21 protein-coding genes and 1 pseudogene are annotated in these 21,456 nt (G+C 42.6%); 11 read left to right on the top strand and 11 right to left on the bottom strand.

Translation table 11 applies throughout. The features are described from left to right. Positions 1–114: 114 nt before the first annotated feature. A complete protein-coding gene (locus tag V7K42_RS05260) occupies positions 115–972 on the top strand; it encodes a sulfurtransferase (protein WP_334914190.1) in 858 nt (285 codons plus the stop codon). Positions 973–1,517: 545 nt separating this feature from the next. On the opposite strand, the gene V7K42_RS05255 is transcribed toward V7K42_RS05260, so the two are convergent. After that, a complete protein-coding gene (locus tag V7K42_RS05255) occupies positions 1,518–2,414 on the bottom strand; it encodes an alpha/beta fold hydrolase (RefSeq protein WP_334914188.1) in 897 nt (298 codons plus the stop codon). A 516-nt stretch (positions 2,415–2,930) separates the two neighbouring features. Here V7K42_RS05255 and V7K42_RS05250 point away from each other — a divergent pair. Further along, positions 2,931–3,515, top strand: coding sequence for a hypothetical protein (locus tag V7K42_RS05250; RefSeq protein WP_334914186.1), 585 nt, complete (start codon positions 2,931–2,933; stop codon positions 3,513–3,515). Positions 3,516–3,693: 178 nt separating this feature from the next. Then, positions 3,694–4,491: an armadillo-type fold-containing protein gene (locus V7K42_RS05245; RefSeq protein WP_334914184.1), complete on the top strand. Its 798-nt coding sequence runs from the start codon at positions 3,694–3,696 to the stop codon at positions 4,489–4,491. A gap of 74 nt (positions 4,492–4,565) precedes the next feature. Here V7K42_RS05245 and ftsE read toward each other — a convergent pair whose 3' ends face one another. Together ftsE and V7K42_RS05235 are read right to left on the bottom strand one after the other, a co-directional pair. Beyond that, positions 4,566–5,312, bottom strand: a complete 747-nt coding sequence (ftsE, locus tag V7K42_RS05240; protein WP_334914182.1) for a cell division ATP-binding protein FtsE — start codon at positions 5,310–5,312, stop codon at positions 4,566–4,568. A 181-nt stretch (positions 5,313–5,493) separates the two neighbouring features. Then, positions 5,494–6,249, bottom strand: a complete 756-nt coding sequence (locus tag V7K42_RS05235; protein ID WP_334914180.1) for a WecB/TagA/CpsF family glycosyltransferase — start codon at positions 6,247–6,249, stop codon at positions 5,494–5,496. Between the two features lie 647 nt (positions 6,250–6,896). Between V7K42_RS05235 and V7K42_RS05230 the strand changes: the two genes are divergently transcribed. The 3 genes from V7K42_RS05230 to V7K42_RS05220 all read left to right on the top strand — a co-directional run bounded on the left by V7K42_RS05230 (position 6,897) and on the right by V7K42_RS05220 (position 9,883). Beyond that, the gene (locus V7K42_RS05230) at positions 6,897–7,616 is read left to right on the top strand and encodes a response regulator transcription factor (protein ID WP_094329680.1); all 720 of its coding nucleotides are present in this window, start codon (positions 6,897–6,899) and stop codon (positions 7,614–7,616) included. Positions 7,617–7,780: 164 nt separating this feature from the next. Beyond that, positions 7,781–9,454, top strand: coding sequence for a SpoIIE family protein phosphatase (locus V7K42_RS05225; RefSeq protein WP_334914178.1), 1,674 nt, complete (start codon positions 7,781–7,783; stop codon positions 9,452–9,454). A 3-nt stretch (positions 9,455–9,457) separates the two neighbouring features. Beyond that, positions 9,458–9,883 (top strand): ATP-binding protein, encoded by a 426-nt coding sequence (locus V7K42_RS05220; RefSeq protein ID WP_334892992.1) that lies wholly within the window; start codon positions 9,458–9,460, stop codon positions 9,881–9,883. Positions 9,884–9,967: 84 nt separating this feature from the next. Here the strand turns inward: V7K42_RS05220 and V7K42_RS05215 are convergent, their stop codons facing one another. After that, entirely contained in the window at positions 9,968–10,399 is a 432-nt protein-coding gene (locus V7K42_RS05215; RefSeq protein WP_104900619.1) for a ketosteroid isomerase family protein, read from the bottom strand. Positions 10,400–10,602: 203 nt separating this feature from the next. On the opposite strand from V7K42_RS05215, the pseudogene queG reads away from it, so the two are divergent. Beyond that, positions 10,603–11,576, top strand: a pseudogene (queG, locus tag V7K42_RS05210) (tRNA epoxyqueuosine(34) reductase QueG). After that, on the top strand, positions 11,551–12,186 hold the full coding sequence (locus tag V7K42_RS05205; RefSeq protein WP_334914175.1) for an HAD-IA family hydrolase: 636 nt from the start codon (positions 11,551–11,553) through the stop codon (positions 12,184–12,186). The pseudogene queG and the gene V7K42_RS05205 overlap by 26 nt, the downstream one beginning before the upstream one ends. A 117-nt stretch (positions 12,187–12,303) precedes the next feature. Here V7K42_RS05205 and V7K42_RS05200 read toward each other — a convergent pair whose 3' ends face one another. Beyond that, positions 12,304–12,699, bottom strand: coding sequence for a hypothetical protein (locus V7K42_RS05200; RefSeq protein WP_334914173.1), 396 nt, complete (start codon positions 12,697–12,699; stop codon positions 12,304–12,306). A 218-nt stretch (positions 12,700–12,917) separates the two neighbouring features. On the opposite strand from V7K42_RS05200, the gene V7K42_RS05195 reads away from it, so the two are divergent. Continuing rightward, a complete protein-coding gene (locus V7K42_RS05195) occupies positions 12,918–13,448 on the top strand; it encodes an orange carotenoid protein N-terminal domain-containing protein (protein WP_334914171.1) in 531 nt (176 codons plus the stop codon). Positions 13,449–13,557: 109 nt separating this feature from the next. Here the strand turns inward: V7K42_RS05195 and V7K42_RS05190 are convergent, their stop codons facing one another. Next, the gene (locus V7K42_RS05190) at positions 13,558–14,322 is read right to left on the bottom strand and encodes an ABC transporter ATP-binding protein (protein WP_334914169.1); all 765 of its coding nucleotides are present in this window, start codon (positions 14,320–14,322) and stop codon (positions 13,558–13,560) included. 75 nt (positions 14,323–14,397) lie between these two features. On the opposite strand from V7K42_RS05190, the gene V7K42_RS05185 reads away from it, so the two are divergent. After that, on the top strand, positions 14,398–15,420 hold the full coding sequence (locus V7K42_RS05185) for a tRNA-dihydrouridine synthase family protein (RefSeq protein ID WP_334914167.1): 1,023 nt from the start codon (positions 14,398–14,400) through the stop codon (positions 15,418–15,420). A gap of 172 nt (positions 15,421–15,592) precedes the next feature. On the opposite strand, the gene V7K42_RS05180 is transcribed toward V7K42_RS05185, so the two are convergent. The 3 genes from V7K42_RS05180 to V7K42_RS05170 form a co-directional block, all read right to left on the bottom strand. Next, positions 15,593–15,742, bottom strand: a complete 150-nt coding sequence (locus V7K42_RS05180; RefSeq protein WP_334892987.1) for a hypothetical protein — start codon at positions 15,740–15,742, stop codon at positions 15,593–15,595. Between the two features lie 10 nt (positions 15,743–15,752). After that, positions 15,753–16,337, bottom strand: a complete 585-nt coding sequence (gene rimM, locus V7K42_RS05175; RefSeq protein WP_334914165.1) for a ribosome maturation factor RimM — start codon at positions 16,335–16,337, stop codon at positions 15,753–15,755. Positions 16,338–16,440: 103 nt separating this feature from the next. Further along, positions 16,441–17,724, bottom strand: coding sequence for a valine--pyruvate transaminase (locus V7K42_RS05170; RefSeq protein ID WP_334914163.1), 1,284 nt, complete (start codon positions 17,722–17,724; stop codon positions 16,441–16,443). 286 nt (positions 17,725–18,010) lie between these two features. Between V7K42_RS05170 and V7K42_RS05165 the strand changes: the two genes are divergently transcribed. Continuing rightward, a complete protein-coding gene (locus tag V7K42_RS05165) occupies positions 18,011–19,120 on the top strand; it encodes an S-(hydroxymethyl)glutathione dehydrogenase/class III alcohol dehydrogenase (RefSeq protein WP_334714494.1) in 1,110 nt (369 codons plus the stop codon). 131 nt (positions 19,121–19,251) lie between these two features. Here V7K42_RS05165 and V7K42_RS05160 read toward each other — a convergent pair whose 3' ends face one another. Both V7K42_RS05160 and V7K42_RS05155 read right to left on the bottom strand, forming a co-directional pair. Further along, positions 19,252–19,812, bottom strand: coding sequence for a GAF domain-containing protein (locus tag V7K42_RS05160; RefSeq protein WP_334914161.1), 561 nt, complete (start codon positions 19,810–19,812; stop codon positions 19,252–19,254). Between the two features lie 302 nt (positions 19,813–20,114). Then, on the bottom strand, positions 20,115–21,456 hold a 1,342-nt coding region (locus V7K42_RS05155), incomplete at its 5' end, for a GTPase family protein (RefSeq protein WP_334914159.1).

Below are 21,456 nucleotides of genomic sequence, written 5' to 3'. Positions count from 1 at the left end.
GTTAAATGAAGGAGGCCTTATTATTAAATGGGAGCGCAAGATTAAAAATAAAGGTAATGCTGTTTATTAAATTTAGCTGCGTAGCAGCTTAACACTATTACAGGAGAAATAAAAATGTCTCAATACGCCCATCCATCCGTTATCGTTGATACCCAATGGTTGGAAAATCATCTCAACGATCCAAACGTCCGCATTATTGAAGTGAATATGAGTCCAGAACTGTACAAAAATGCTCACATACCTGGTACTGTTTTCTGGAACATCTTTACAGACTTACTATTGCCCGATTTAAAGATGAATTTAGATGCGATCGCTTTTGAGAAGCTGATGGCACGTTCAGGCATCACCAATAACACAACAGTAGTTGCTTATGGCACTTATCCTGGAACCGGAGCCTGGATTTTTTGGTTTTTGCAAGTCTTTGGGCATGAAAATGTCCGAGTTCTCAATGGCGGCTACCAGAAATGGAAGTCAGAAGGTCGTCCACTAGCAACTGAGTTTTCCACGTTTCCTGTCACTGATTACCGTGCCAAAGCTACTGATGCTAGTCTTAGGGTATTACATGATGAAGTTAAAGCATCAATTGCTAAAAGTAATGTCTACGACGGGCTAAACCTACGTGTGTTGTTAGATGTCCGAACACTTCAAGAATACTCTGGTGAGTGGTTTTTCGATCAGCCACCAAAAGCAGGTGAAATTACTGGACATATTCCAGGTGCAGTACATCTTGAGCATATCTTAACTCTCAATGAGGATGGAACTTTCAAATCATTCAACGAATTGAAAAATCTTTATCACAGTAAGGGCATTACGCCTGATAAGGAAGTATTTCCCTACTGTACGATCGGTGGGCGTTCGGGATATATATGGTTTGTCTTGAAGTATTTATTGGGCTATCCAAACGTTCGGAATTACGATGGCTCTTGGAATGAGTGGAGTCGTCTACCTAATATAACTGAGAAACTAAAGTAACGTGAGTCTCCAACGGAGGCGCACGTTAAAGTATTGTGCGAATAGAGTTTGCTAGTACACAAATGTCTAGCTACGCGGAAAATATGGAAAATCAATCCACGTTACCCGCATTTCTCACAAGCTTGAGGGGAAGGATGGGCAGAGGGGCAGGGGGGCAGAGGGGAAAGGGAGCAATGCGATTTTGTGAGGTGAGTAAGCAGGGGAGGCAGGGGAGGCAGGGGGAGAAAAATAATTTAAGTATATTTTTTAGTTTTTTAGTAGTAAAACATACTATGATTTTTTCTTTACTCCCCCTGCTCCCCCTGCCTCCCCTGCTCCCCCTGCTCATTAGACGATGATCTCACTTTTTCGCGTTGCTCCCGAGGGGAAAGAACTTGGTATTTGAACTCTCCCCTGCTCCCCTGCTCCCCTGCTCAAGCGCAGGTTTAATCGAGATGTGGTGAGAAATCCGGGGTTTAACAATGCTATCTCCCCAACGCCCTGCTTTGATTATAAAAAAGGCAAAAAGAAGAAATTAGACAAGGCTAGGACTACTGAAAAAACTACTAATTCAGCAAAGGCAAAAATTGGCGAATTAACCCAATTGTGACTGCTGGTACTTCCAACTGTGGTGTTAACCCGACATCTTCCAACTCTTGAAAAAATTGGATTGCTTGGGGATTCATTTCGGCAAGGCGGCGACCAATTGATGGCCCGGTAAATTCTGATTTTTGTCCCCAAATCATGGCGGTGGGCGTGGTCAACTGTTGAATGTAAAGGGATAAATCAAAGCATAAATCACCACGGACAAAGGAGAGTGCCGCATACTCAGCATTAGGCTGTTGGGCGGATTGTAAATAAGCATCTACAATTTCTTCGTACACTCGATTAGCCTTAGCAAATTGCCGTTGCTCTAAGAAACTGCGAATACCCCCACTGGTTGCCACCCCAGTGCTATAAATTAAACGGTCAACAATGGGAACGCTGACTAACTGAGCAAAAAAACTACGCGAATAGTTTTCACCAAAGTCGGAAAGTCCGGCGGGGGTAGTGAAAATTAAAGACTTGAACAAATCAGGATGAGCTGCTGCTACTCGAATTGTAAAGGCTGCGGTCAACGAAGAAGCGATCGCAGTTACTGGCCCAGTACAGGTCTGCTCGATAAACTCCCGAATCGTGGTCAAATAATCGTCAATATTATAATTCCGTTCTGGATGCTCAGACCTACCCCAACCGAGCAAATCGGGCGCAATAACCCGATATTCAGCAGCAAAAGCCGGATAAACTTTTGACCACTCATAAGCAGAAGAACCGCCACCAAAACCGTGCAGGAACACCAAAGTTTCCCGGTCGTCTTTGGCTGTTATATTGTCCTGCCAAAGTGAGCCAGAGGCAGTGTAATATACCATTCTACCTAGTGAGGTATTTATGGAGCGTTGTTCAAAACCTAAGGGTTGAAACATAAGTATTTTTTGTTGATTGTAGTAATTAATTGGATGAGTAACAGAATAGACCTGTGAATGCGGAGACACTGAGAAAGTATTTGATAATTTCTTTACGTTGCCGCCTCTTCTTTGGTCATTTCAGAATACTTACCTATTTAGTTCAAACTCCTCACTCATTGTTATTATCGGTCAACCAATCACTTTAAGACTTCTCGCTACCGTTAGATTAAGTAGATATAAAATTACTGAATTACCTGTAAAGATTCGATGATTTTTTTCACAAGAAAAAGTAACTAAACGTTGTAACTACTGTTATAGAAGGGTTTGCCGTGGTAGCAAGGATGGCTCAAGCAGTAATTAAGCATAAGTTTTTATGGTAGTCTATCAAAAAAGTCATAAATAATTTTGAGCATTAACAAGACTCAAAATGCTCATTTTTACAAGCTATTAATTCTAGTTATACATGTAGAAACAGTAGCTTTTGATATATTACTAAATCTGATTATTCTTTAAGCAATTGTAAGGCGGGATGTCATGGTAAACCAGGCTACTCTTCAATCAAATAAACTACCAGCGATTGAAGACGCTAAATTTGCGCTTGACAAGTTTAATATACAAAATGAAATTAAAGCTGAGGCCTGGGGGGATCGAGGCGAATCAAGCATTAATGCCGCCAGTATTACCGTACCTACTTGTATATGTTTAGACTTAGAAGAATTAAAGTGTTTTGAAGCAGTAGAGCGTCAGTATGAAGACTGGGGAGTAATTTTTCACAATTCTCTCGCAATACAACCATCAAATCCAGCATTTCCAAGCTATTTAGGGCTAACAGTTTTAATGGGAGCGCCCAAAAGCGGATTTTTAGAAGCTACTTTTTTACATCCAGTCAACTCGGTTAGCGCCTTAGTGACTAGTTCGCAACGGCTAGTGCTTTCTGCCTACGATCGCGATCGCCAACTCCTCGGTCAAACTGTACTCCCAAGCGCTAATCTTGCCAATTCAGACTCCGCAATTTCCCCCAATACCTTATTATCTATAAATGTGAATAACATCTACAGCGTTACCTTCTGTGCTTTTGATGGTCAATTCACCCTTGATAACTTTCGTTTTTGTCTGTAAAAACCCTTTATGCCCTTGCTCTGAACCATTTAAAATGGTATCTTTATTTCCGCCATGCTGTACTAGTCTACTATCTCTCAATAAAAATCGGATATTTTGTAGTTTGGGTCTTTACCCTTTCTTCATTTCTAGTAAAACTTATACAATAAGTAATTTCGTAATCAAGTAGGTAAACACTTTGGCACAGGCTTCATCTTCTTGGCAGCAATTGATCGACCGGATTCCCAACTGGAAATGGTCGCATCCATTGTTCAAGACAAAGGGAGCTACAAAGCAGCAAACATTTAAGCGTTTCTCTGGCCCCGGGGGCTTTCTTGGGTTCCTGACAATCATTGTTGCTATGTTGTTATGGAACTGGAAACTGCTATTAGCTCTTTTTATCGGCGTTGGGGTAATGGTATTGGTTTACTCAATGCAGGAGTGGGACTGGCAATTGCACTGGTCTAAGATCCGTAAGTTCTTAAACAGTTCAAATCGTCGGTTAGCTTTAGCAGTCATTAGTGGTGGTCTTGCTACTGTCAGCACTTACATGGCTGCGGCAATTTGGGTTGAATCTCACAGTTCCTGGATTGCGGCTGGTGCTATTGTCCAAGGCGTGGGAACCTTGTTAACTTTAATTTTATTGGTATGGCAATTTGTCAACTTTTATGAAAATCGAGAAGAAGACCACCTCGAGCAGTTGTTGGTCAATTTAACAGACAAAGATCCATTGAAACGCTTGATTGCCCTACGTCAACTAACTAAATTCATCAGCCGTCAGCGAGTTGATTCTTCAGTGCAGCAAGATGTTGCCGAATGCTTACAACTCTTACTTAGTCGAGAGGAAGAAGTTGCAATCCGAGAGGCAGCTTTTAAGATTTTACAAGTTTGCGATGACCTCCGGTCGGTCGGAGACCATCGCCTACAAGTTCTACCCCCTAAAACAGCAGCAACTTTCATACCCATATCAGCAAAAGCCAAGCATCAGGTTTATTAGTTATTTATCCTTTCTCCTTTGTCCTTTGCAAATAACCAATGACCAATGACCAATGACAAATTAATGACAAATAACTATTTTCGAGACAGTTGTCCATTGCGAACTTGCACTACCGGATGATTGCACCGCCGCACCAATTGTTCATCATGGGTGGTAACAATTACCGTCGCGCCAAAGGAGTTTAATTTCTGGAGAATTTGGATTACTTGCCAGGAATTATCTGGATCGAGATTTCCAGTAGGCTCATCTGCCAATAGTAGTGGTGGTGTTCCAACGATCGCACGGGCAATACTCACTCGCTGTTGTTCTCCTCCAGATAGTTGATCTGGAAAGCAGTCAGCTTTACTGAGTAAACCCACCAACTTTAAAGTTGGTTCTAAACGTCGTTGAATTTCTTTACGGGTATACCCTTGAGCTTGCAGTACAAAAGTCACATTTTCTGCTACTGTTCGTTGGCTAATTAGTTTGTAGTCTTGAAAGACAATGCCAATCTGTCGCCGGAATAATGACAAGCGATCGCCCCTTAAACTCGCTATATTACACTCATCAACAATTACCTCTCCCTGTGTAGGCAACTCCTGGGCATACAACATTTTCAAGAGCGTTGATTTACCAGAACCACTTGGCCCTGTGATAAACAGAAATTCTCCCTTTTTTACCTCAAGGCTCGCATTCAGCAAGGCGTGAGTGCCGTTAGCATAAGTCTTACTTACAGATTGCAATGCCACCTTTGCAGTAGTCTTGCTAACGTACTGTTGACTTTCACAATCCTCTATATGAACGGATTTATCTGTCTTAACTTGAGTTGTTAATACTGGCATTGTTAAATTTTCCTCATACCCACAACTAAACAGCTTGCCGGCTTAGATGTGACATTCCTCTCAAAAATAAGGATTCCCAGGTTTCGCCTGGGAATTTAAAATTCAACAAAGAAAATTTAAAATTTTTTGAAGACCTCAGTAATAACACTGGCTAAACTATAGCTATCCGCTAGCTTAACTCTTAACTAATTGCACCTTTTGCTGTCAAACGATAAACAAACGATTTCATTGCAAACGCTGGCAAAGCCAACATTCGCCGCCAACGCCAAGGCTCTTGATAAAGCCGATACAACCATTCCAAATTATTATTTCCTAACCAGGCGGGAGCGCGAGTTTTAGTTCCTGACCAAATATCAAAACTACCACCAACGCCAATCCAAATTGCTTGAGGACACAAATGGCGGTTTTCGGCAATCCATAACTCTTGACGTGGTACTCCCAAACCGACAAAAATTACTTGTGGCTGCAATTGAGCAAGAGTTTGTTTCAATTGTGCTTCTTCTTCTGGGGAATGGTAGCCTGAGTGAGTTCCGACTATACTCAAATCGGGAATTTGCTGCTGCCAAAAGTCTGCCGCATTTGAGGCTACTCCAGGCGCTGCTCCATAGAAAAATACCTTTGTTCCTGTCTGCTGTTTCCCAAGTTCTTGCAAAAGTGTTTCTGCTAATTCAATCCCCGGAAAACGCCGCACTTTTTGCCATAATAGCCACCGCAAATACAGAACAACCCCGGCTCCATCTGGAATTACTAGTTCAGCATTTTTAATGACCTGAGCGAGGAATTGATTCTGCTCTGCTTGCATAGTCATTTCTGCATTGAGCGTTACTACATGAATTCCTCTGCCTTGTTGTAGACATTCTAATAACCAGCCTGGATAGTTGGCCATCACATGAACTGGGATTCCCAATACTGAAAACGCTCGATCGCCTTTAGACATAGCCTATTCTTGAGTAATTCTCACACCAGATTTCCTTAAATGTTAAGTTTATCAAATTTTTTATATTAGAACTTCAGCAGCAAAGATTTCCAGAGCCTTGCAATAATAGAAAACTTGACATTCTCGCCACTTTAAAAGTTGGCTCCACCAACCGATGGTCTTAAAAGTGGGGATTCCTAAGAGTGCTTGTACTTGGGCTAAACCAGTGCAAATTTTATTGTTAAGGTGTAATATTCACTCAGTATAAAAAGCTAAACTCGCAACTCTGGTTCCGGGAACAGAAGCCCCCCACTACACGGGAGCAACGCGAAAAAGTGAGATCCTCGTGAAAAGAGCTCTTGAGGCAGGGGGAGCAGGGGGAGTGAAGAGAAAACTTTAGTATTTTTTACGACCTTTATAGCTATAAATACACTTATTTCTTTCTCTTCCCCTGCATCCCCTGCTCCCCCTGCTCCCCCTGCTCCCCCTGCCTCCCCTGCCTCCCCTGCCTCAAGAGCATCCCCTGCTCCCCCTGCTCCCCCTGCTCCCCCTGCATCCCCTGCTCACAAAATCGCATTGCTCCCCACTATACTGCTTGTAGTTAGTGTGGGAGGATGTCACGAAACTCGACTTTATGGTTAAGGTATTGTAACGGGCTGAAGTTGGCTATGAGTAAAATTCGTATCGCTCTGATTGAAGATCACGATCTAACTCGTGTAGGTATTCGGACAGCGCTTATCCAAAAGGATGAAATTGAAGTTGTCGGTGAAGCTGCCAATGCTGCCGAGGGGCTAAAAATGTTAAAAATGGTACAACCTGATATTGCCATCGTGGATATTGGTTTACCAGACAAAGATGGCATTGAGCTAACACGGGAGGTAAAATCTACTGCTAATGGACAGCAACTAGCCACAAAAGTGTTAATTTTGACGCTGCGGGATAACAAAGAAGCTGTGTTGGCAGCTTTTGCCGCTGGTGCAGACTCTTACTGTATGAAAGATATCAAATTTGATAATTTGCTGGAAGCTGTGAGAGTAACTTACAATGGCAACGCCTGGATCGATCCAGCGATCGCTCGAATTGTATTACAACAAGCGCAACAAAATCCTCAAAAGTTGGAATCGGCTTTTGTAGATACTAAGACTATTGCCTCTAACCCTGATTATGTCGAGAATCTGGAAGGAATTCAACCTTACACCCTGACAGAAAGGGAGTTAGAAGTGTTACAGTTGATTGTCGAAGGTTGTAGTAATGCACTAATTGCGGAAAGACTTTACATCACTGTTGGGACTGTAAAAACTCACGTTCGCAATATTTTGAATAAGCTATGTGCCGATGACCGTACCCAAGCAGCAGTCCGCGCCTTGCGCTCTGGGTTAGTTGGGTAAAGGTCTTTTTGATCTAGAGCAATTGAGAACCATTAAGGAGAACTCACGACTTTGAGAAAGTGATATTTTCAAAGTTAATGACTTCTCTGATTTTCTGTGATTTCCCAGGTGGTATAAACATCACATTATATCGCCATTCAAATATCGGAAAAATAAAGTCAAATATGGCTGAGACAGGGGTGGAAAAACTTAAGCTCATGGTGGTAGATGATGAGCCAGATAACCTAGATTTACTCTACCGCACTTTTAGGCGAGATTTTCAAGTATATAAAGCCAATCATGCCTTTAGCGCTCTGGAAATCTTGGATCAATTTGGCGAAATGGCGGTGATTATTTCTGACCAACGAATGCCAGAAATGAATGGCACCGAATTTTTTAGCCGCACCGTAGAACGCTTTCCAGACACGATAAGAATTTTGTTAACTGGTTTTACTGATGTCGAAGATTTGGTAGATGCCATTAACTCTGGTCAGGTATTCAAGTACATTACCAAACCTTGGAATCCAGATAAACTGCGGGCATTAGTTGAGCAAGCCACTGATACATATCGCGTAGTTAAGAAGCGCACCCAAGAGTTGCGTCGGGCCTTACAGCGAGAATCTTTGTTTAATGCGGTAACAACTGCAATTCGGGAGTCTTTAGACTACGATAGTATGCTGCAAAAAATTGTAGCAACCATTGGACAAACATTTGACGCTACCAGTTGCTTGCTCAGACCTGTAGAGGGCGATCGCCTCATCCAAGACCAGTTTTTATACCACGATCCCAAATCTAATGTATTAGATTGCTTCTTCGACTCCAGTGTTTTAATCGAAAAAGTGCTGGAAACCCGTCATTATCAACTTACTCAAGAAACATACCAGGGCAACCCCTGTCACCATCTAGTTGTGCCACTTAGCTACCAACAGCATTTGTTGGCTGTGCTGGCCCTGCACCAATGGGGACGCGATCGCCCCTGGCAAGATGAGGACATCCTACTAATTGCAGGTGTTGCGGAACAAGCAGCCTTAGCCCTCTCTCAAGCAAAACTCTACCAACGTCTCCAAGAAAAGCAACAGCAGATTCATAATGAGTTGGAGGTGGCTCGCCAAATTCAATACAACTTGCTACGTCAAAGTTTACCTGATATCAAAGGTGTGAAAGTGCAAGCTTGCTGTTACCCAGCACGGGAAGTAGGAGGCGATTTCTTTGAAGTATTTGTTCATCCCAAAGGCGATTTATGGTTAGCAGTAGGTGATGTCTCTGGTAAGGGCGTACCAGCAGCTTTATTTATGGCTAGTATTATTTCAGTTTTGCGCCGGGAATTATCTCAAGAAACACCAGCCGAGCCGAATGTGGTCATGCAAAACCTCAATCACGCTCTGAGTGAAGATTTAATTAGCAATAATTATTTTGTCACTCTTGTGTTAGCTTGTTATACCCCTAGTACTAAGGAACTGGTTTACACGAATGCTGGTCATATTTATCCACTGCTATGGTCACGCCAAGATGCTTTAGCCAACAATCCTAATTACCTCAAAGTCCGCAGCGTGCCTTTGGGAATTTTACCCAAGTGGCAGGCACAGTCTGGTCGTTTGGTTCTTGCTGCTGGAGACACATTGTTACTAGCCAGTGATGGAATTACAGAAGCAATGATTTCAAATAATTCTGATTTAACAGTAAAAACCGAGTCTGATGTTGAGGTAATTAACCGTTCGATGCTAAACCAAGATGGTCTTTGGCAACTGTTACAACAAGAGGAACAACCGCTTTCTCTCAACCATTTACTAGCTCGCATCCAGGCAGATAACAACGTTCAAGAAGACGATCAAACTATACTTTCGCTGGAGATTTTGTAAGTTGTGAAAAGTGAGCTTCATGTACCAAGTGACTTGAATTTTCTGAATATTGTCGAAAACTGGTTGCTGGGATGTTTGAAAATTCAGTTAGGAGAATCTGTAGATTGGTCGCGGCAATCAAGTCGTTTAAGATTGGCTTTGGTGGAAGCTTACTCAAATGCAGTCCGTCATGCCCACAAAGACAAACCAAATCTACCGATTTTATTGCGTTTAGAAGTCCAGGATCGGGATCTTGCCCTAGAAATTTGGGACTACGGCGAAGGATTTGATATGTCTAACTATTACGCTCCAAACCCATTGGAAAAACAAGAAGGTGGTTATGGTTGGCTGATTATGAATCGTCTGATGGATAAAGTAGATTACCAGTTGCAGATTGATGGTGCTAACTGTCTCAAGTTGGAGGCGACCTTACCCGAATTAGTCAAATAGCCAAAACTTATTTATCGGAATTTTTGATACCTAGATTTTGTTTTGGGTAATATCAAACATTCCCAAAGACATTATAGATATTTACTACTTTTCACGACGTAAAGAAAGTAACTCTTGGGGAGAAGCTAAAAGTTTGATTCGAGTATATAAAATTTGCCGTTGTTGGTTGAGGATAAATAACCACAAAACATTTACACTACACCACGAAGTTTGAGCTTTCCCTGTCACCTGGACTTGGATCTCTCCGGTTTCTAAAGTCTCGGCTATTCCTGTGTTGGGGTAAGCTTTAACGTTTTGTCCTTCTTTTTTTAAATAGGCTGCGATCGCATCTGTCCCCACAATATCAGATTCAAATGGCGGATGCATCACACCCTCAACCGCAAATAAGGCAGCAGTTGCCTCAAATTCTCCTGCATTTAAGGTTTCAAAATAACGCAGTACACTTGTTTCTGTAATTCCCTCAATCTGGAATTCTTCTTTCAACTGTGCTGGGGATATAAATTCAGCAGAGGTCATAAAATTAGCTGTATTATGCTGGCTAAATATTCATTTCAATACAAAAATAGGTAAAAAGAAAGCTGCTTTTGAGATAGATTTTCACATCTGTACAAATCTTCCTCACGATGGAAGTAGAGAAAGCAACAAATATTAATCCAAGGTATTGACTACGTAATGTATAATTTATTTGCCTTTGTTTAGGCAAAATCCAGATAAAAAAAATGAGTCAGTATTCCGTAACAAGCAGTAGTGTAGTGAAAAAAAAGGCCAGCGAGTTGGGCTTTCACAAAGTTGGAATTGCTGCTGTAGATAGGGTAGATGCCACAGAAGCGCAGAGGTTACAAGCATGGATTGAACTGGGTTATCACGCCGATATGGAATGGATGGCTAACCCAAAACGTCAGGATATCCGGTTAGTAATGCCAGAAGCGCGATCGCTAGTGTGTTTGGCGCTAAATTACTACACACCACATCAACGTCCCGAAGGCAAGGAATTCGCCAAAATTTCCCGTTATGGTTGGGGAAGGGATTATCACAAAGTGATGCATAAGAAACTCAAGCAGCTATCTACATGGTTAGAGTCACTGGGTGAAAGTGTAAGAGTTCGTTATTACGCAGACACTGGGCCAGTGCAAGATAAAGTGTTGGCTCAACTTGCCGGAATTGGTTGGATTGCCAAGAATGGTAATGTGATTACACGAGAATATGGCTCTTGGGTATTTTTGGGAGAAGTGTTAACGAATTTGGAATTAGAGAGCGATCGGCCGCATACAGAACACTGCGGTAGCTGTACTCGTTGTCTTCAAGCTTGTCCTACGGGTGCAATTACTAAACCTTTTGTTGTGGATGCTAATCGCTGCATCGCTTATCATACAATTGAAAATCGGGACGACAAACTGCCACAGACACTCACACCTCATTTGCAAGGCTGGGTTGCTGGTTGTGATATTTGCCAAGATGTTTGTCCTTGGAATCAACGTTTTGCTAATACAACTGATATTGAAGAGTTTCAGCCCTATCCTGGGAATATTGCTCCCCAACTGCTAGAATTAGCCAACATCTCAGATCGGGAGTGGGATAAACAATTTCCAGCATCTGCCTTGCGGCGGATTAAGCCAGAAATGTTACGACGCAACGCCCTAGCTAATCTTGACGCATCCAGGCAAATAATGACCCCGAAAGTAATTATTTTTGATTTTGATGGCACTATTGCTGATACAGTAGATGCCCTTGTAAGTATTGCTAATCGTCTAGCTGTAGACTTTGGTTTTATACACATAAATCCAGAGCAATTGGCCCTCCTTAAAAACTTAACATCGAGGGAAATTATTAAGTACTCAGGAGTTTCTCTATTTAAAATACCTTTTTTAGTGAAAAAAGTTAAAGGAGAATTAAAAAACAAAATCCCAGAATTAAAACCAATTCCAGGAATTAAAGAAGCATTAATAGAACTGCAAAATCAAGGATATAAACTGGGCATTATCACTTCTAACTCTAAAGAGAATGTTACACAATTTCTCACAATCAATGATTTAAATCACCTATTTGATTTCATCTACTCAGGAATTACAATTTTTGGCAAAACAACCATAATCAATAATGTCTTGAAGCAAAAGCAACTCCAACCTGAAGAAGTTATTTATGTCGGAGATGAAACCAGAGATATAGAAGCATCAAAGAAAGCAAACATCCAAGTTATTGCAGTAACTTGGGGTTTTAACTCGCCGGAAGTACTGGCCAAACAAAATCCAGATTATTTAATTCAGCAACCTAGCGAACTTTTAGAAGTGATGAATGGTTGTTAGTTAATAAACAATCTCTATAAATTAAATATGAATTATCCATAAGCATTTTCGAGACGTAGTACAGCTACGTCTCTACATTCTTTTCCAGCAGATGTCTAAAGGTTGGGTTATGAAAAGTTATTTTTTCGGTTGACCCTTTTCTAAAGCTTTTTGTACTAGTTCATCACTGACACTAGCTACACCCTCAGTATTAGAATTGCCAACTTCCTTTGCTAACTCTAGATAATCGTCAGGATTACCAGTTGACTGCGTTTGAGTTTTTGTTTCTTGTGGTGTAGAGGTTTGATATTGAGGTGCAGTTGCTGCTTCGGCTGCTGCTGCACCTTTACCAGTGCGATCGACTTCACTAACGCTGAATTTTTGTGCAGCTGCATAATCAGCATCAAAATTGACCTTTGGTGCTTCTTCTTCACCACTAGCTATGCTATCAGCAGCTAATTGGGCATCATGGGTGGAAGTTTCATTTAAATTGGGCTTTACTTCATCTAAATTGGGCTTTGCTTTATCAGACATAACTAAAAACCTTAAGGTAAATTTTTATTGCTGTAACAATAGTAACAAGTTAATGTGCCACTTCATTGCTTCCTTCAGAGAGACTTTTACCTCTATTAAAAGGTAGATTAAAGCTAGATTTTTAAAGTAATTTAACTCTTTCTATCGGTACTAGAATCTGACACTCAAACTCTGGTAACACTTAGTTTGGTGTATTAAATTTCGCTGAAGACAAAATTATGGCTGCAAGTTACGACAAAACTATTTCTCAAGCCCAGAGTGATGAAACTCAAAAATTGGTGGACGCATTTAACGCCTTAGATACCGATGCCAAATTAGCTTGGTTCTATCTTGTTTATAAAAAGATGGGTGATTCAATTACGCCAGCTGCTCCTGCTGCGGCTGAACCAGAATTAGCACCACTTTTGCTAGGAGATTATTTTGAATTCTCCGATGAGCAGCAGCTAGATATTATGCGGGATATTGTTAACCGCAAAGATACAGAATATTCTCGTGCTTATGGGGCGATCAAAGAAAACAACCAGTTGTTAGTTTGGTATGCTTGGGCAGTAGCTATGGGAGATAAGGTGGTTGGATTACCAGCTAGCTACCAGCCGGCTAAGGCGATTAATGATTTGGTTTCCCAAATTGAAGGACTAGATTTTGAAGAACAAATGTCAGTGTTTCGGACAATAGCTGGTGAATTTGGTTACACCGATGTTAAGCCGATCGCAACGCAAGCAGAAACTGGGAAAACGCCGAGTTTGTAATCAAATCAAAACCGCATTTATCATTTCTGGTGACTATAAGTTGCGGCTACACAAACTTTCCACCACATACCCTGCGGGAAACCCAAGGGCGAATTCAGCCTTAACTAAATTATGACACAGAAAGGTTACTCAAGTCGGCTGGGGTGAGGTTGGAGTGTACCACTTCACCATCGCGGAACCAGACGATGCGCTGGGTTTGGCGGGCAACTTCTGGCTCATGAGTTACCATAACAACGGTGATTCCACTGGCATTGAGTTCGCTAAAAATATCTAAGACTTCTTGGGTTGTACGCGAATCAAGTGCGCCTGTGGGTTCATCGGCTAGGAGTACTACAGGGCGATTGACGATCGCCCGAGCGATCGCTACTCTTTGTTGTTGTCCACCAGATAGTTGAGTTGGTTTGTTGTTGAGGCGATTTGCTAAACCTACCCGCGTCAATGCAACCGTTGCGCGATCGCTTCTTTCTTTGGGATTCACACCAGCATACAACATTGGCAGGATCACATTTTCTAATGCTGTGAGTTGGGGCAATAAATGGAATTGTTGGAAGACAAACCCCAGCTTTTTGTTGCGAATGTGCGCTAAAGAGCGATCGTCCATCTGCGCTACATCAATATTATCTAAGTAATAATGTCCGCCTGTGGGTCGGTCTAGACAGCCAATAATATTCATAGCTGTGGATTTACCTGAACCAGAAGGCCCCATAATTGAACAATATTCACCCTCATTGATAGTCAAATTGACTTTGTTGAGTGCTTTAACCTCAGTTTCCCCACTGCCATATATTTTATAAATATTCTCCAAACGGATAATTATCGATTTTGGCATGGGATTGTGAACTAGAGAATCTGTAGTTGAAATAATGTTTCGCATAATAATTTACTTATTAGTCAATACTGGAGTTCCATTTTTTGATACAGTGATGCTTTGTCGAACGCTCTCATCTCCATGTCGTCCCAGGTATCGCTCCCCCAATCGCTCCATCCATACCTACCTCTCACCGCTCTAGCACCCATGCAGGACGTGACAAACCTCTGGTTTATGAAGGTCATTGCCCAGTACGGTAGCCCTGACTACTTCTTCACCGAGTATTTCCGCGTCAATGATACCTCACGGCTTAATCGTAGCATTCTGACAGCAATCACCGAAAACGACACGGGTCGCCCCGTTTTTGCTCAAATGATCGGCGAAAGTATTCCAGACTTAGTAAGAACAGCAATTGATCTCTGCCGCTATAACATTGCTGGAGTTGACTTGAACATGGGCTGTCCAGCACCTAGAATCTATCGCAAAAATGTTGGGGGTGGATTGCTTCTATTACCAGAAAAAGTGGATCGGATTTTGGCAGAATTGCGGCAAGCAGTCAACGATCGACCTTTGACCGTCAAGATGCGCCTCGGCTTTGAAAATACAGATACCTTTTATGAAATTCTAGATAGCATCAATCGCCACAGCATAGATTTGCTGAGTTTGCATGGTCGCACGGTGAAAGATATGTACCACGGGGCAGTGAAATATGATTTGATTGCTGAGGCAGTCAGACGAGTCAATTGTCCAGTGCTTGCCAATGGCAATATTTCCTCGGCGACAACTGCGATTGAAGTGCTTTCTCAAACGGGCGCGGCGGGTGTGATGGTGGGGCGCTGGGCAATCGGCAATCCTTGGATTTTTAGTCAAATTCGGCAGGCTTTACGTTTTGAGCCGATCGCGCCTGTTCCTTTAATAGAGGTACGCAACTATATCGATCGTTTATGGCAAACCCCAAACGCAGCCAACATGCCAGAGCGATCGCGCGCCGGCTACCTGAAAATGTTCCTCAACTACATTGCCCTGAGTGTTGACGCTGAAGGGCATTTCCTGCGACTGATGCGACAGACCTCTACTGAGTTAGAACTGTTGAACCTGTGCGATCGCCTTCTCCTTGCTGATAGTACCAAAACTTTAGCCCTGGCACCCTACTTAGGTGTGTAGGTAACTATTGCCGGCTATCTACATCTTCTAAGGTTCTATTTGGTTTTTTTCAATTCTAGCCAGTTGTAGAGCGGGAACTGAACTCGGTTGAATGCTGTATCAATCATGTAGAGCGGTTCTACAGCACTCAATTAACAACTGGCATAGGTCGGGACACTAGAAGCGGAAAGTTTTATCTTATCCCTCGTACAACTTCTTTACTGTCCCGTTGTGTTGATATCTCCATTAAACCTGTAACCCCAAAACATTGGATGCCAATTTGCCAAATTTGAATTAAAGCTGCTTCTGTTGCTTGAGATGTCGTTTTCTCAGATTCATTCATAGAGTAATAATTACGAATTATTAATTTCCAATAACCCAGGCGGTGGCGTAATTTCAATGCGATTAGATTTCAAGTCTACTACTGGTGCGATCGCTTCCACAAATGGAATCAAAACAGTCTTTTGTTTTTTGTCATTTGTCATTTGTCCTTTGTCATTCGCAAAGGATTCATGGAACTTGACTTCTAACAAATCATTCCCGGCGGGTATGATATCTACTACTGTACCCACGAGTTCGCCAGATGCTTGCATGAAAACTTCTAAGCCAATCAAATCGAGGACATGATATTCATCTTCGCCTAATTGGGGGCGATCGCTTGCTGGTACCATCAACTTACAACCGCGCAACGCCTCCGCCTGATCGCAATTTTCTACACCAGCTAATTTGATTACATACAAGTTTTTGTTACTGATATAACGTCCTGTCAATAATTCAATTGGTTGTGGTTCTGTGCCATCTAAACGCAACAACCAACGTTTTCCTGGCACCTCAAATCTTTCGGGAAAGTCAGATACAGGATAAACCCGTAATTCCCCAGATAATCCTTGAGGGGCAACAATTTTACCAATTTCTAACCAATCATCTAAATTTGTCATTTGTCATTTGTCATTTGTCATTTGTCTTCTTCCCCTGCTCCCCCTGCTCCCCCTGCTCCCCCTGCTCCTCTGCTCCTCTGCTCCCCTGCTCCCCTGCCCTTAATCAGGCAGTCACCGCCGCACCTTTATAAGCTTCTTCAGCCACTTTTGCTAAACGTTCCATAGCAGTGGCTATCTCTTCATCCGTACCTGTGAGGCTGATGCGGAAACATTGGTGCTTGTGTGCCCACTCTTCCTCTAAACCGGGGAAGAAGGTACTTCCAGGGACAATAATCACACCTACTTGCTTTAATTGCTGGTAAAATTCCCAGTCAGTGATGGGTAAATCCTCTAACCACAACCAAGCAAAAATTGCTCCTTCACCACGATGGAGGAACCAAGGTAAATTCTTGGGCATCGCTTGTTCTAAGCTAGTTTCTAAAACGGTAAATTTATTTTGGTAAAAGGGACGGATGACAGTATGAGAAATTTCTACTAATGCACCAGAATTGATTGCAAGAGCTGCGATCGCTTGGCCATAACGTGAAGAGTGGAGACTCATATTTGCCTGGAAACACTCCAGTACTTCAATCCACTTTTCATCGCCAATAGCAATCCCAATCCTTTCTCCTGGTAATCCTGCTTTCGATAAACTCATGCAGTGTAAAATATTATCACCAAACACTGGTGTCATTTCGGTAAAGTTCAATGCTGGGAAGGGAGGCGCATAAGCCGAGTCAATTAACACGGGCAAATTATAAGGCGCAGCCAGGGCAGCAATTTTCTTCACCTCATCATCAGTGAGGACATTGCCAGTAGGATTACAGGGGCGAGAGAAGAGGACACAACCAGTATTTTCTGTAATCGACAGTTGGCTGAAGTCGGGGCGATATTTAAATCGGTGCGCGGCTGCATCAATATCAAGAGTTGGTTTGTAGGCAGTTAAGGCTTTAGGAACTAAGCAGATGCCGCCGTAACCTGTGTAGTCAGGACTGAGGGGTAAAACGATTTGTTTTAACTCGCCGCTAGAGGTGTAGCCACCAAAGCTATTAACAGCGTAGAAGTAGAGGCTTTGACTACCGGGAGTGATGAGGATATTGCGATCGCTTAAGTTTAACCCGTAGCGTTTGTTAAAATCATTGGCGATCGCTTCAATTAATGGTGCATAGCCCTGACTTGAGCCGTAGCGACAAACTACCTCACCATAGTCTGGGCTAGCCAAAAGCTGTGCAGTACAATCTCGCCATAACTGCTCTACTTCTGGCAAAATCAACGGATTACCAGCACTCAAATTAATAAACTGCTGCCCTGCACCCCCTCGTAAAGTCTCGATAATATCCTTCATGATTGCTCTTACGCCAGTCAGGTTGGACATTTGAGCGCCAATTTGAGTTAGGGCAGGGTTCATAAGCTGTGACAAAATGTATTAATCGAAGGGTGGACAAAATATTTGGGGGTTGCTGCTGACATCAAGTTTACATCGTTGCTAAAACAGCTGTTGCCAACTTTTACTAATCTAGCTAGAGAATAAAATTTTAACAGAGTGATATTTATGGTTAATAGCGGCGATCGTCCTGATTAAATACGATGAAGTGATACAAAAGTGTATCATGCGCTCAATGTGTGCAAGTAAAATAATCCTCGTGTTTCAGCACTAGGGAGAACGTCAAATAAATATATAGGAGGGGCTGATGTTGCAAGTTAAAGCAGCAGTAGCTTACGGTGCAGGTAAGCCATTAACAATTGAAACCGTTCAACTATCGGGGCCACAAGCTGGGGAAGTGTTAGTTGAGGTAAAAGCCAGTGGGGTTTGCCATACCGATGCTTTTACCCTATCTGGTGACGATCCCGAAGGTTTGTTTCCGGCAATTTTGGGACATGAAGGTGCTGGCGTGGTAGTGGAAGTAGGCGCTGGTGTCACTAGTCTCAAACCAGGGGATCGTGTAATTCCCTTATACACTCCCGAATGCCGCCAGTGCGAATATTGTTTGAGTTTCAAAACTAATCTTTGTCAAGCTATTCGCCTAACTCAAGCACGCGGTGTTATGCCCAATGGCACGAGTCGTTTCAGCATCGATGGGCAGATGATTCATCATTATATGGGTACATCCACTTTTGCCAACTATACGGTGTTACCGGAAATCGCTCTGGCAAAAATTCGGGAAGATGCGCCCTTTGATAAGGTTTGTTACATTGGCTGTGGTGTGACTACTGGTGTTGGCGCAGTCATCAATACTGCCAAAGTGGAACCGGGAGCAAATGTAGTGGTTTTCGGTTTGGGTGGTATTGGTTTAAATGTTATCCAAGGGGCGCGGATGGTAGGGGCAAATATGATTGTTGGGGTGGATATTAATCCCAGCAAACGCGCCTTGGCAGAAAAGTTTGGGATGACTCACTTTGTCAATCCTCAGGAAGTAGAGGGCGATTTAGTTCCCTATCTGGTTGATTTAACTAAAGGTGGTGCTGATTACAGTTTTGAATGTATCGGTAATGTAAAAATTATGCGCCAAGCATTAGAATGCTGCCATAAAGGTTGGGGCGTTAGTGTGGTTATTGGTGTTGCTGGTGCTGGACAGGAAATCAGTACTCGTCCTTTTCAATTAGTAACCGGGCGCGTTTGGAAAGGTTCAGCATTTGGGGGCGCTAGAGGACGTACAGATGTGCCGAAAATTGTTGATTGGTATATGGAAGGTAAGATAAATATTGATGATTTGATTACTCATGTAATGCCTATTGAGCAAATTAATGATGCTTTTGAATTGATGCACAAAGGTGAATCAATTCGGAGTGTGGTGACTTTCTAGTTCGTAATTCGTAATTCGTAATTATAATGGGTTTGTACCGGATGTTTATGTAGACAGTCCTGTTTCAAATAAGGTTTAAATCTTTATCTGAAACATAATTATGAATTATGAATTTTTAAATTATGTAGACACTACAAACCGGAAAATTGGCAAAAGAACTGATGCAAAACTTCTATGAAGTAGATTTCTACAGTTGTGTCGGTCAAAATCTCAAGCAATTCTATCTCTTCGGGTGTGGCTCGGTGTAGTGTACTCCAGTAGGCTCCGATCGCACCCAATGGATCGGCAATTCGGATGGGAAGCATCACCAAACTTTTGACAAAAGTAACTTTATATGTGTCTATAGGAATTCTTGCATCCTGGTAAATGTCCTCAATCACGGCTGCTTGTTTATTGAGCATTGCCCAACCAGAGATGCAAGACTTGAGGGGAAAACGCATACCTTTCCAAAGTGGCCCGATGGCGTTTTCATCAAGATAGTGGCAACATTCACCATCCCGCAATACAAAGGTTACTCCATCAGCATTAGTGAGATCCCTCGCAGCCAAACGCACAATCTCAATAATTTCCTCAATTGTCCTTACACAAGCCAAATCTTTCACGACCAAAAGCAGCCGATTATAAGACGAAATGCTATTGTCCTGATGTAAATTCTGTTCTTGAGATATGGAGCTTTGTAAGATATTTTTCATAAATAACTCCGAACAAAAGGCCTGTCGTGTAAAAAATCAGGTAAGGCGGGTAAGTTTTAGCAGACACCTATTCTAATCGTAATCTTAACTTTGATGTTAAGAGATAAGAGATATTACCGCATTTTCTCTCCTAGTTTTAGTGTATAAATATTTTGATTTTCCTAAGTAAATATTCTGCATCAAGCCTATGGGCTAATGCAATTTTTGGTGTTTAATCAGATTGAGTCAACCTAGCTACTAAACTCGCTATTTAGGCGTAACAAAATTGAAGATGCCGACATTAATTCCTCAACGCAAACAAATTATTTGGCAATCGATAGATAATACTCAAATCGATTGCGGAGTTGTTGAACCGTTAAATTCTGAGTCCAATACTCCACTAGGGCGTGACCAAATGCCCAGGCATTGCGATCGGGTGAAGTGGAATTTTCCAGCATTAGCGGCCAGAGGGCTAGCAATTCAAAGTTGAGCGGGTTAGAGTTAGCTGTACTCAAGAGCGAGAAAAGCTCGTAAGCCATTTGGAGTTTGCCAATCACAATCGGCAACTGTTCCACAGGAATTTGCTCTGCCAGCATATATGCTAAGGCTGGAGATCCGGTTGAGAGAGTAGAAACAAACTGGAGGACGGGACTTTTGAGCAATGCCGTTAGTCCTTGTGTTGTCGCCATCTGGAAGGTGTAGTGGTCGATGATTTTGGCCGCAGCTACGGTGCGGGCTTCAAGGTTACGCAAAAAGCGGGCGAGACGGAGTTGCTTGGTAGGCGCGATCGCATCTACTAATCCCAGCGATAGCGCCTCCACTCCCCAAGCAACTCGATTTGTTTTGCTGTCACCTGTAACCACGGGTAGAACTAGATTACAGAAGGTTCCCAGCAATTTGGCGCGATATTCAGTAGCTTCCCGAATGGAAATTTCTTTTGAGCGATTGCCCCATTCCCAATTATAAGGCGGTTGCCATTCGCGAATGGGACGCAGCCGATCTACTTGAGTGACGATCGCGATCGCAGGTAAATCTGCAACTTCTGCTTTGATGTCTTGCAGAAAGTCTACATCCATTTGCAGGGCAGGATCGAGGGCAGGGGTGACTAATAGCAGCAAATCTGCATTGATAGCATAATCAAGCACCAAGTCTCTTAGATCGGCACGGTTGACTTGTTCGTAACCAGGCGTATCCCAAAGCGTCAGGGTTTCCCCACCTTGAGTCTGCCATTGATAATTTTGAATGCGATCGCTACTGGGCAAAACATCAACGGCTGCGAGATCGGACTGAAATAGCGTGTTAATTAGGCTACTTTTGCCCGACCCCGTGCGCCCCACCAGCAGAATATTCACGGGTTTTTGCTCAACTACTTCGGCTGGTTGAGCTTGAGTCAAGATTTCTCGGAGTGTTTGGGTTTTTGCCTTGGGTAAAGTCGTGGATACTACAGTTGCTGAAACTGGTAATATGCTACGTCCGTAGAGTGCGATCGCCTGCCGACATAAGTTTCTTAAGGCAGCTTCCCGGAATAACTGACTCAAATTCCCCAATAATTGCTGAGTTGCCTGGTTACTAGAACCCTGACTGGCTTGTTTTGCCACCGCAGCCACCGGATTTAAGATCCACTGTGCCCAATTCCAAGCTTTCCAAAATTTCCGAGCCGATGGT

The organism is Nostoc sp., assembly GCF_036917455.1.
GTDB lineage: Bacteria > Cyanobacteriota > Cyanobacteriia > Cyanobacteriales > Nostocaceae > Nostoc.
The sequence above is the reverse complement of the archived record's forward strand: the minus strand, read 5'-3'. Positions and strand labels throughout refer to the sequence as shown.

Coding starts and splice junctions, on each gene's coding strand:
- V7K42_RS05260 (WP_334914190.1), top strand. CDS start 115: ATGTCTCAATACGCCCATCCATCCGTTATCGTTGATACCCAATGGTTG.
- V7K42_RS05255 (WP_334914188.1), bottom strand. CDS start 2,414: ATGTTTCAACCCTTAGGTTTTGAACAACGCTCCATAAATACCTCACTA.
- V7K42_RS05250 (WP_334914186.1), top strand. CDS start 2,931: ATGGTAAACCAGGCTACTCTTCAATCAAATAAACTACCAGCGATTGAA.
- ftsE (WP_334914182.1), bottom strand. CDS start 5,312: ATGCCAGTATTAACAACTCAAGTTAAGACAGATAAATCCGTTCATATA.
- V7K42_RS05235 (WP_334914180.1), bottom strand. CDS start 6,249: ATGTCTAAAGGCGATCGAGCGTTTTCAGTATTGGGAATCCCAGTTCAT.
- V7K42_RS05230 (WP_094329680.1), top strand. CDS start 6,897: ATGAGTAAAATTCGTATCGCTCTGATTGAAGATCACGATCTAACTCGT.
- V7K42_RS05225 (WP_334914178.1), top strand. CDS start 7,781: ATGGCTGAGACAGGGGTGGAAAAACTTAAGCTCATGGTGGTAGATGAT.
- V7K42_RS05215 (WP_104900619.1), bottom strand. CDS start 10,399: ATGACCTCTGCTGAATTTATATCCCCAGCACAGTTGAAAGAAGAATTC.
- V7K42_RS05205 (WP_334914175.1), top strand. CDS start 11,551: ATGACCCCGAAAGTAATTATTTTTGATTTTGATGGCACTATTGCTGAT.
- V7K42_RS05200 (WP_334914173.1), bottom strand. CDS start 12,699: ATGTCTGATAAAGCAAAGCCCAATTTAGATGAAGTAAAGCCCAATTTA.
- V7K42_RS05195 (WP_334914171.1), top strand. CDS start 12,918: ATGGCTGCAAGTTACGACAAAACTATTTCTCAAGCCCAGAGTGATGAA.
- V7K42_RS05190 (WP_334914169.1), bottom strand. CDS start 14,322: ATGCGAAACATTATTTCAACTACAGATTCTCTAGTTCACAATCCCATG.
- V7K42_RS05185 (WP_334914167.1), top strand. CDS start 14,398: ATGTCGTCCCAGGTATCGCTCCCCCAATCGCTCCATCCATACCTACCT.
- V7K42_RS05180 (WP_334892987.1), bottom strand. CDS start 15,742: ATGAATGAATCTGAGAAAACGACATCTCAAGCAACAGAAGCAGCTTTA.
- rimM (WP_334914165.1), bottom strand. CDS start 16,337: ATGACAAATTTAGATGATTGGTTAGAAATTGGTAAAATTGTTGCCCCT.
- V7K42_RS05170 (WP_334914163.1), bottom strand. CDS start 17,724: ATGAACCCTGCCCTAACTCAAATTGGCGCTCAAATGTCCAACCTGACT.
- V7K42_RS05160 (WP_334914161.1), bottom strand. CDS start 19,812: ATGAAAAATATCTTACAAAGCTCCATATCTCAAGAACAGAATTTACAT.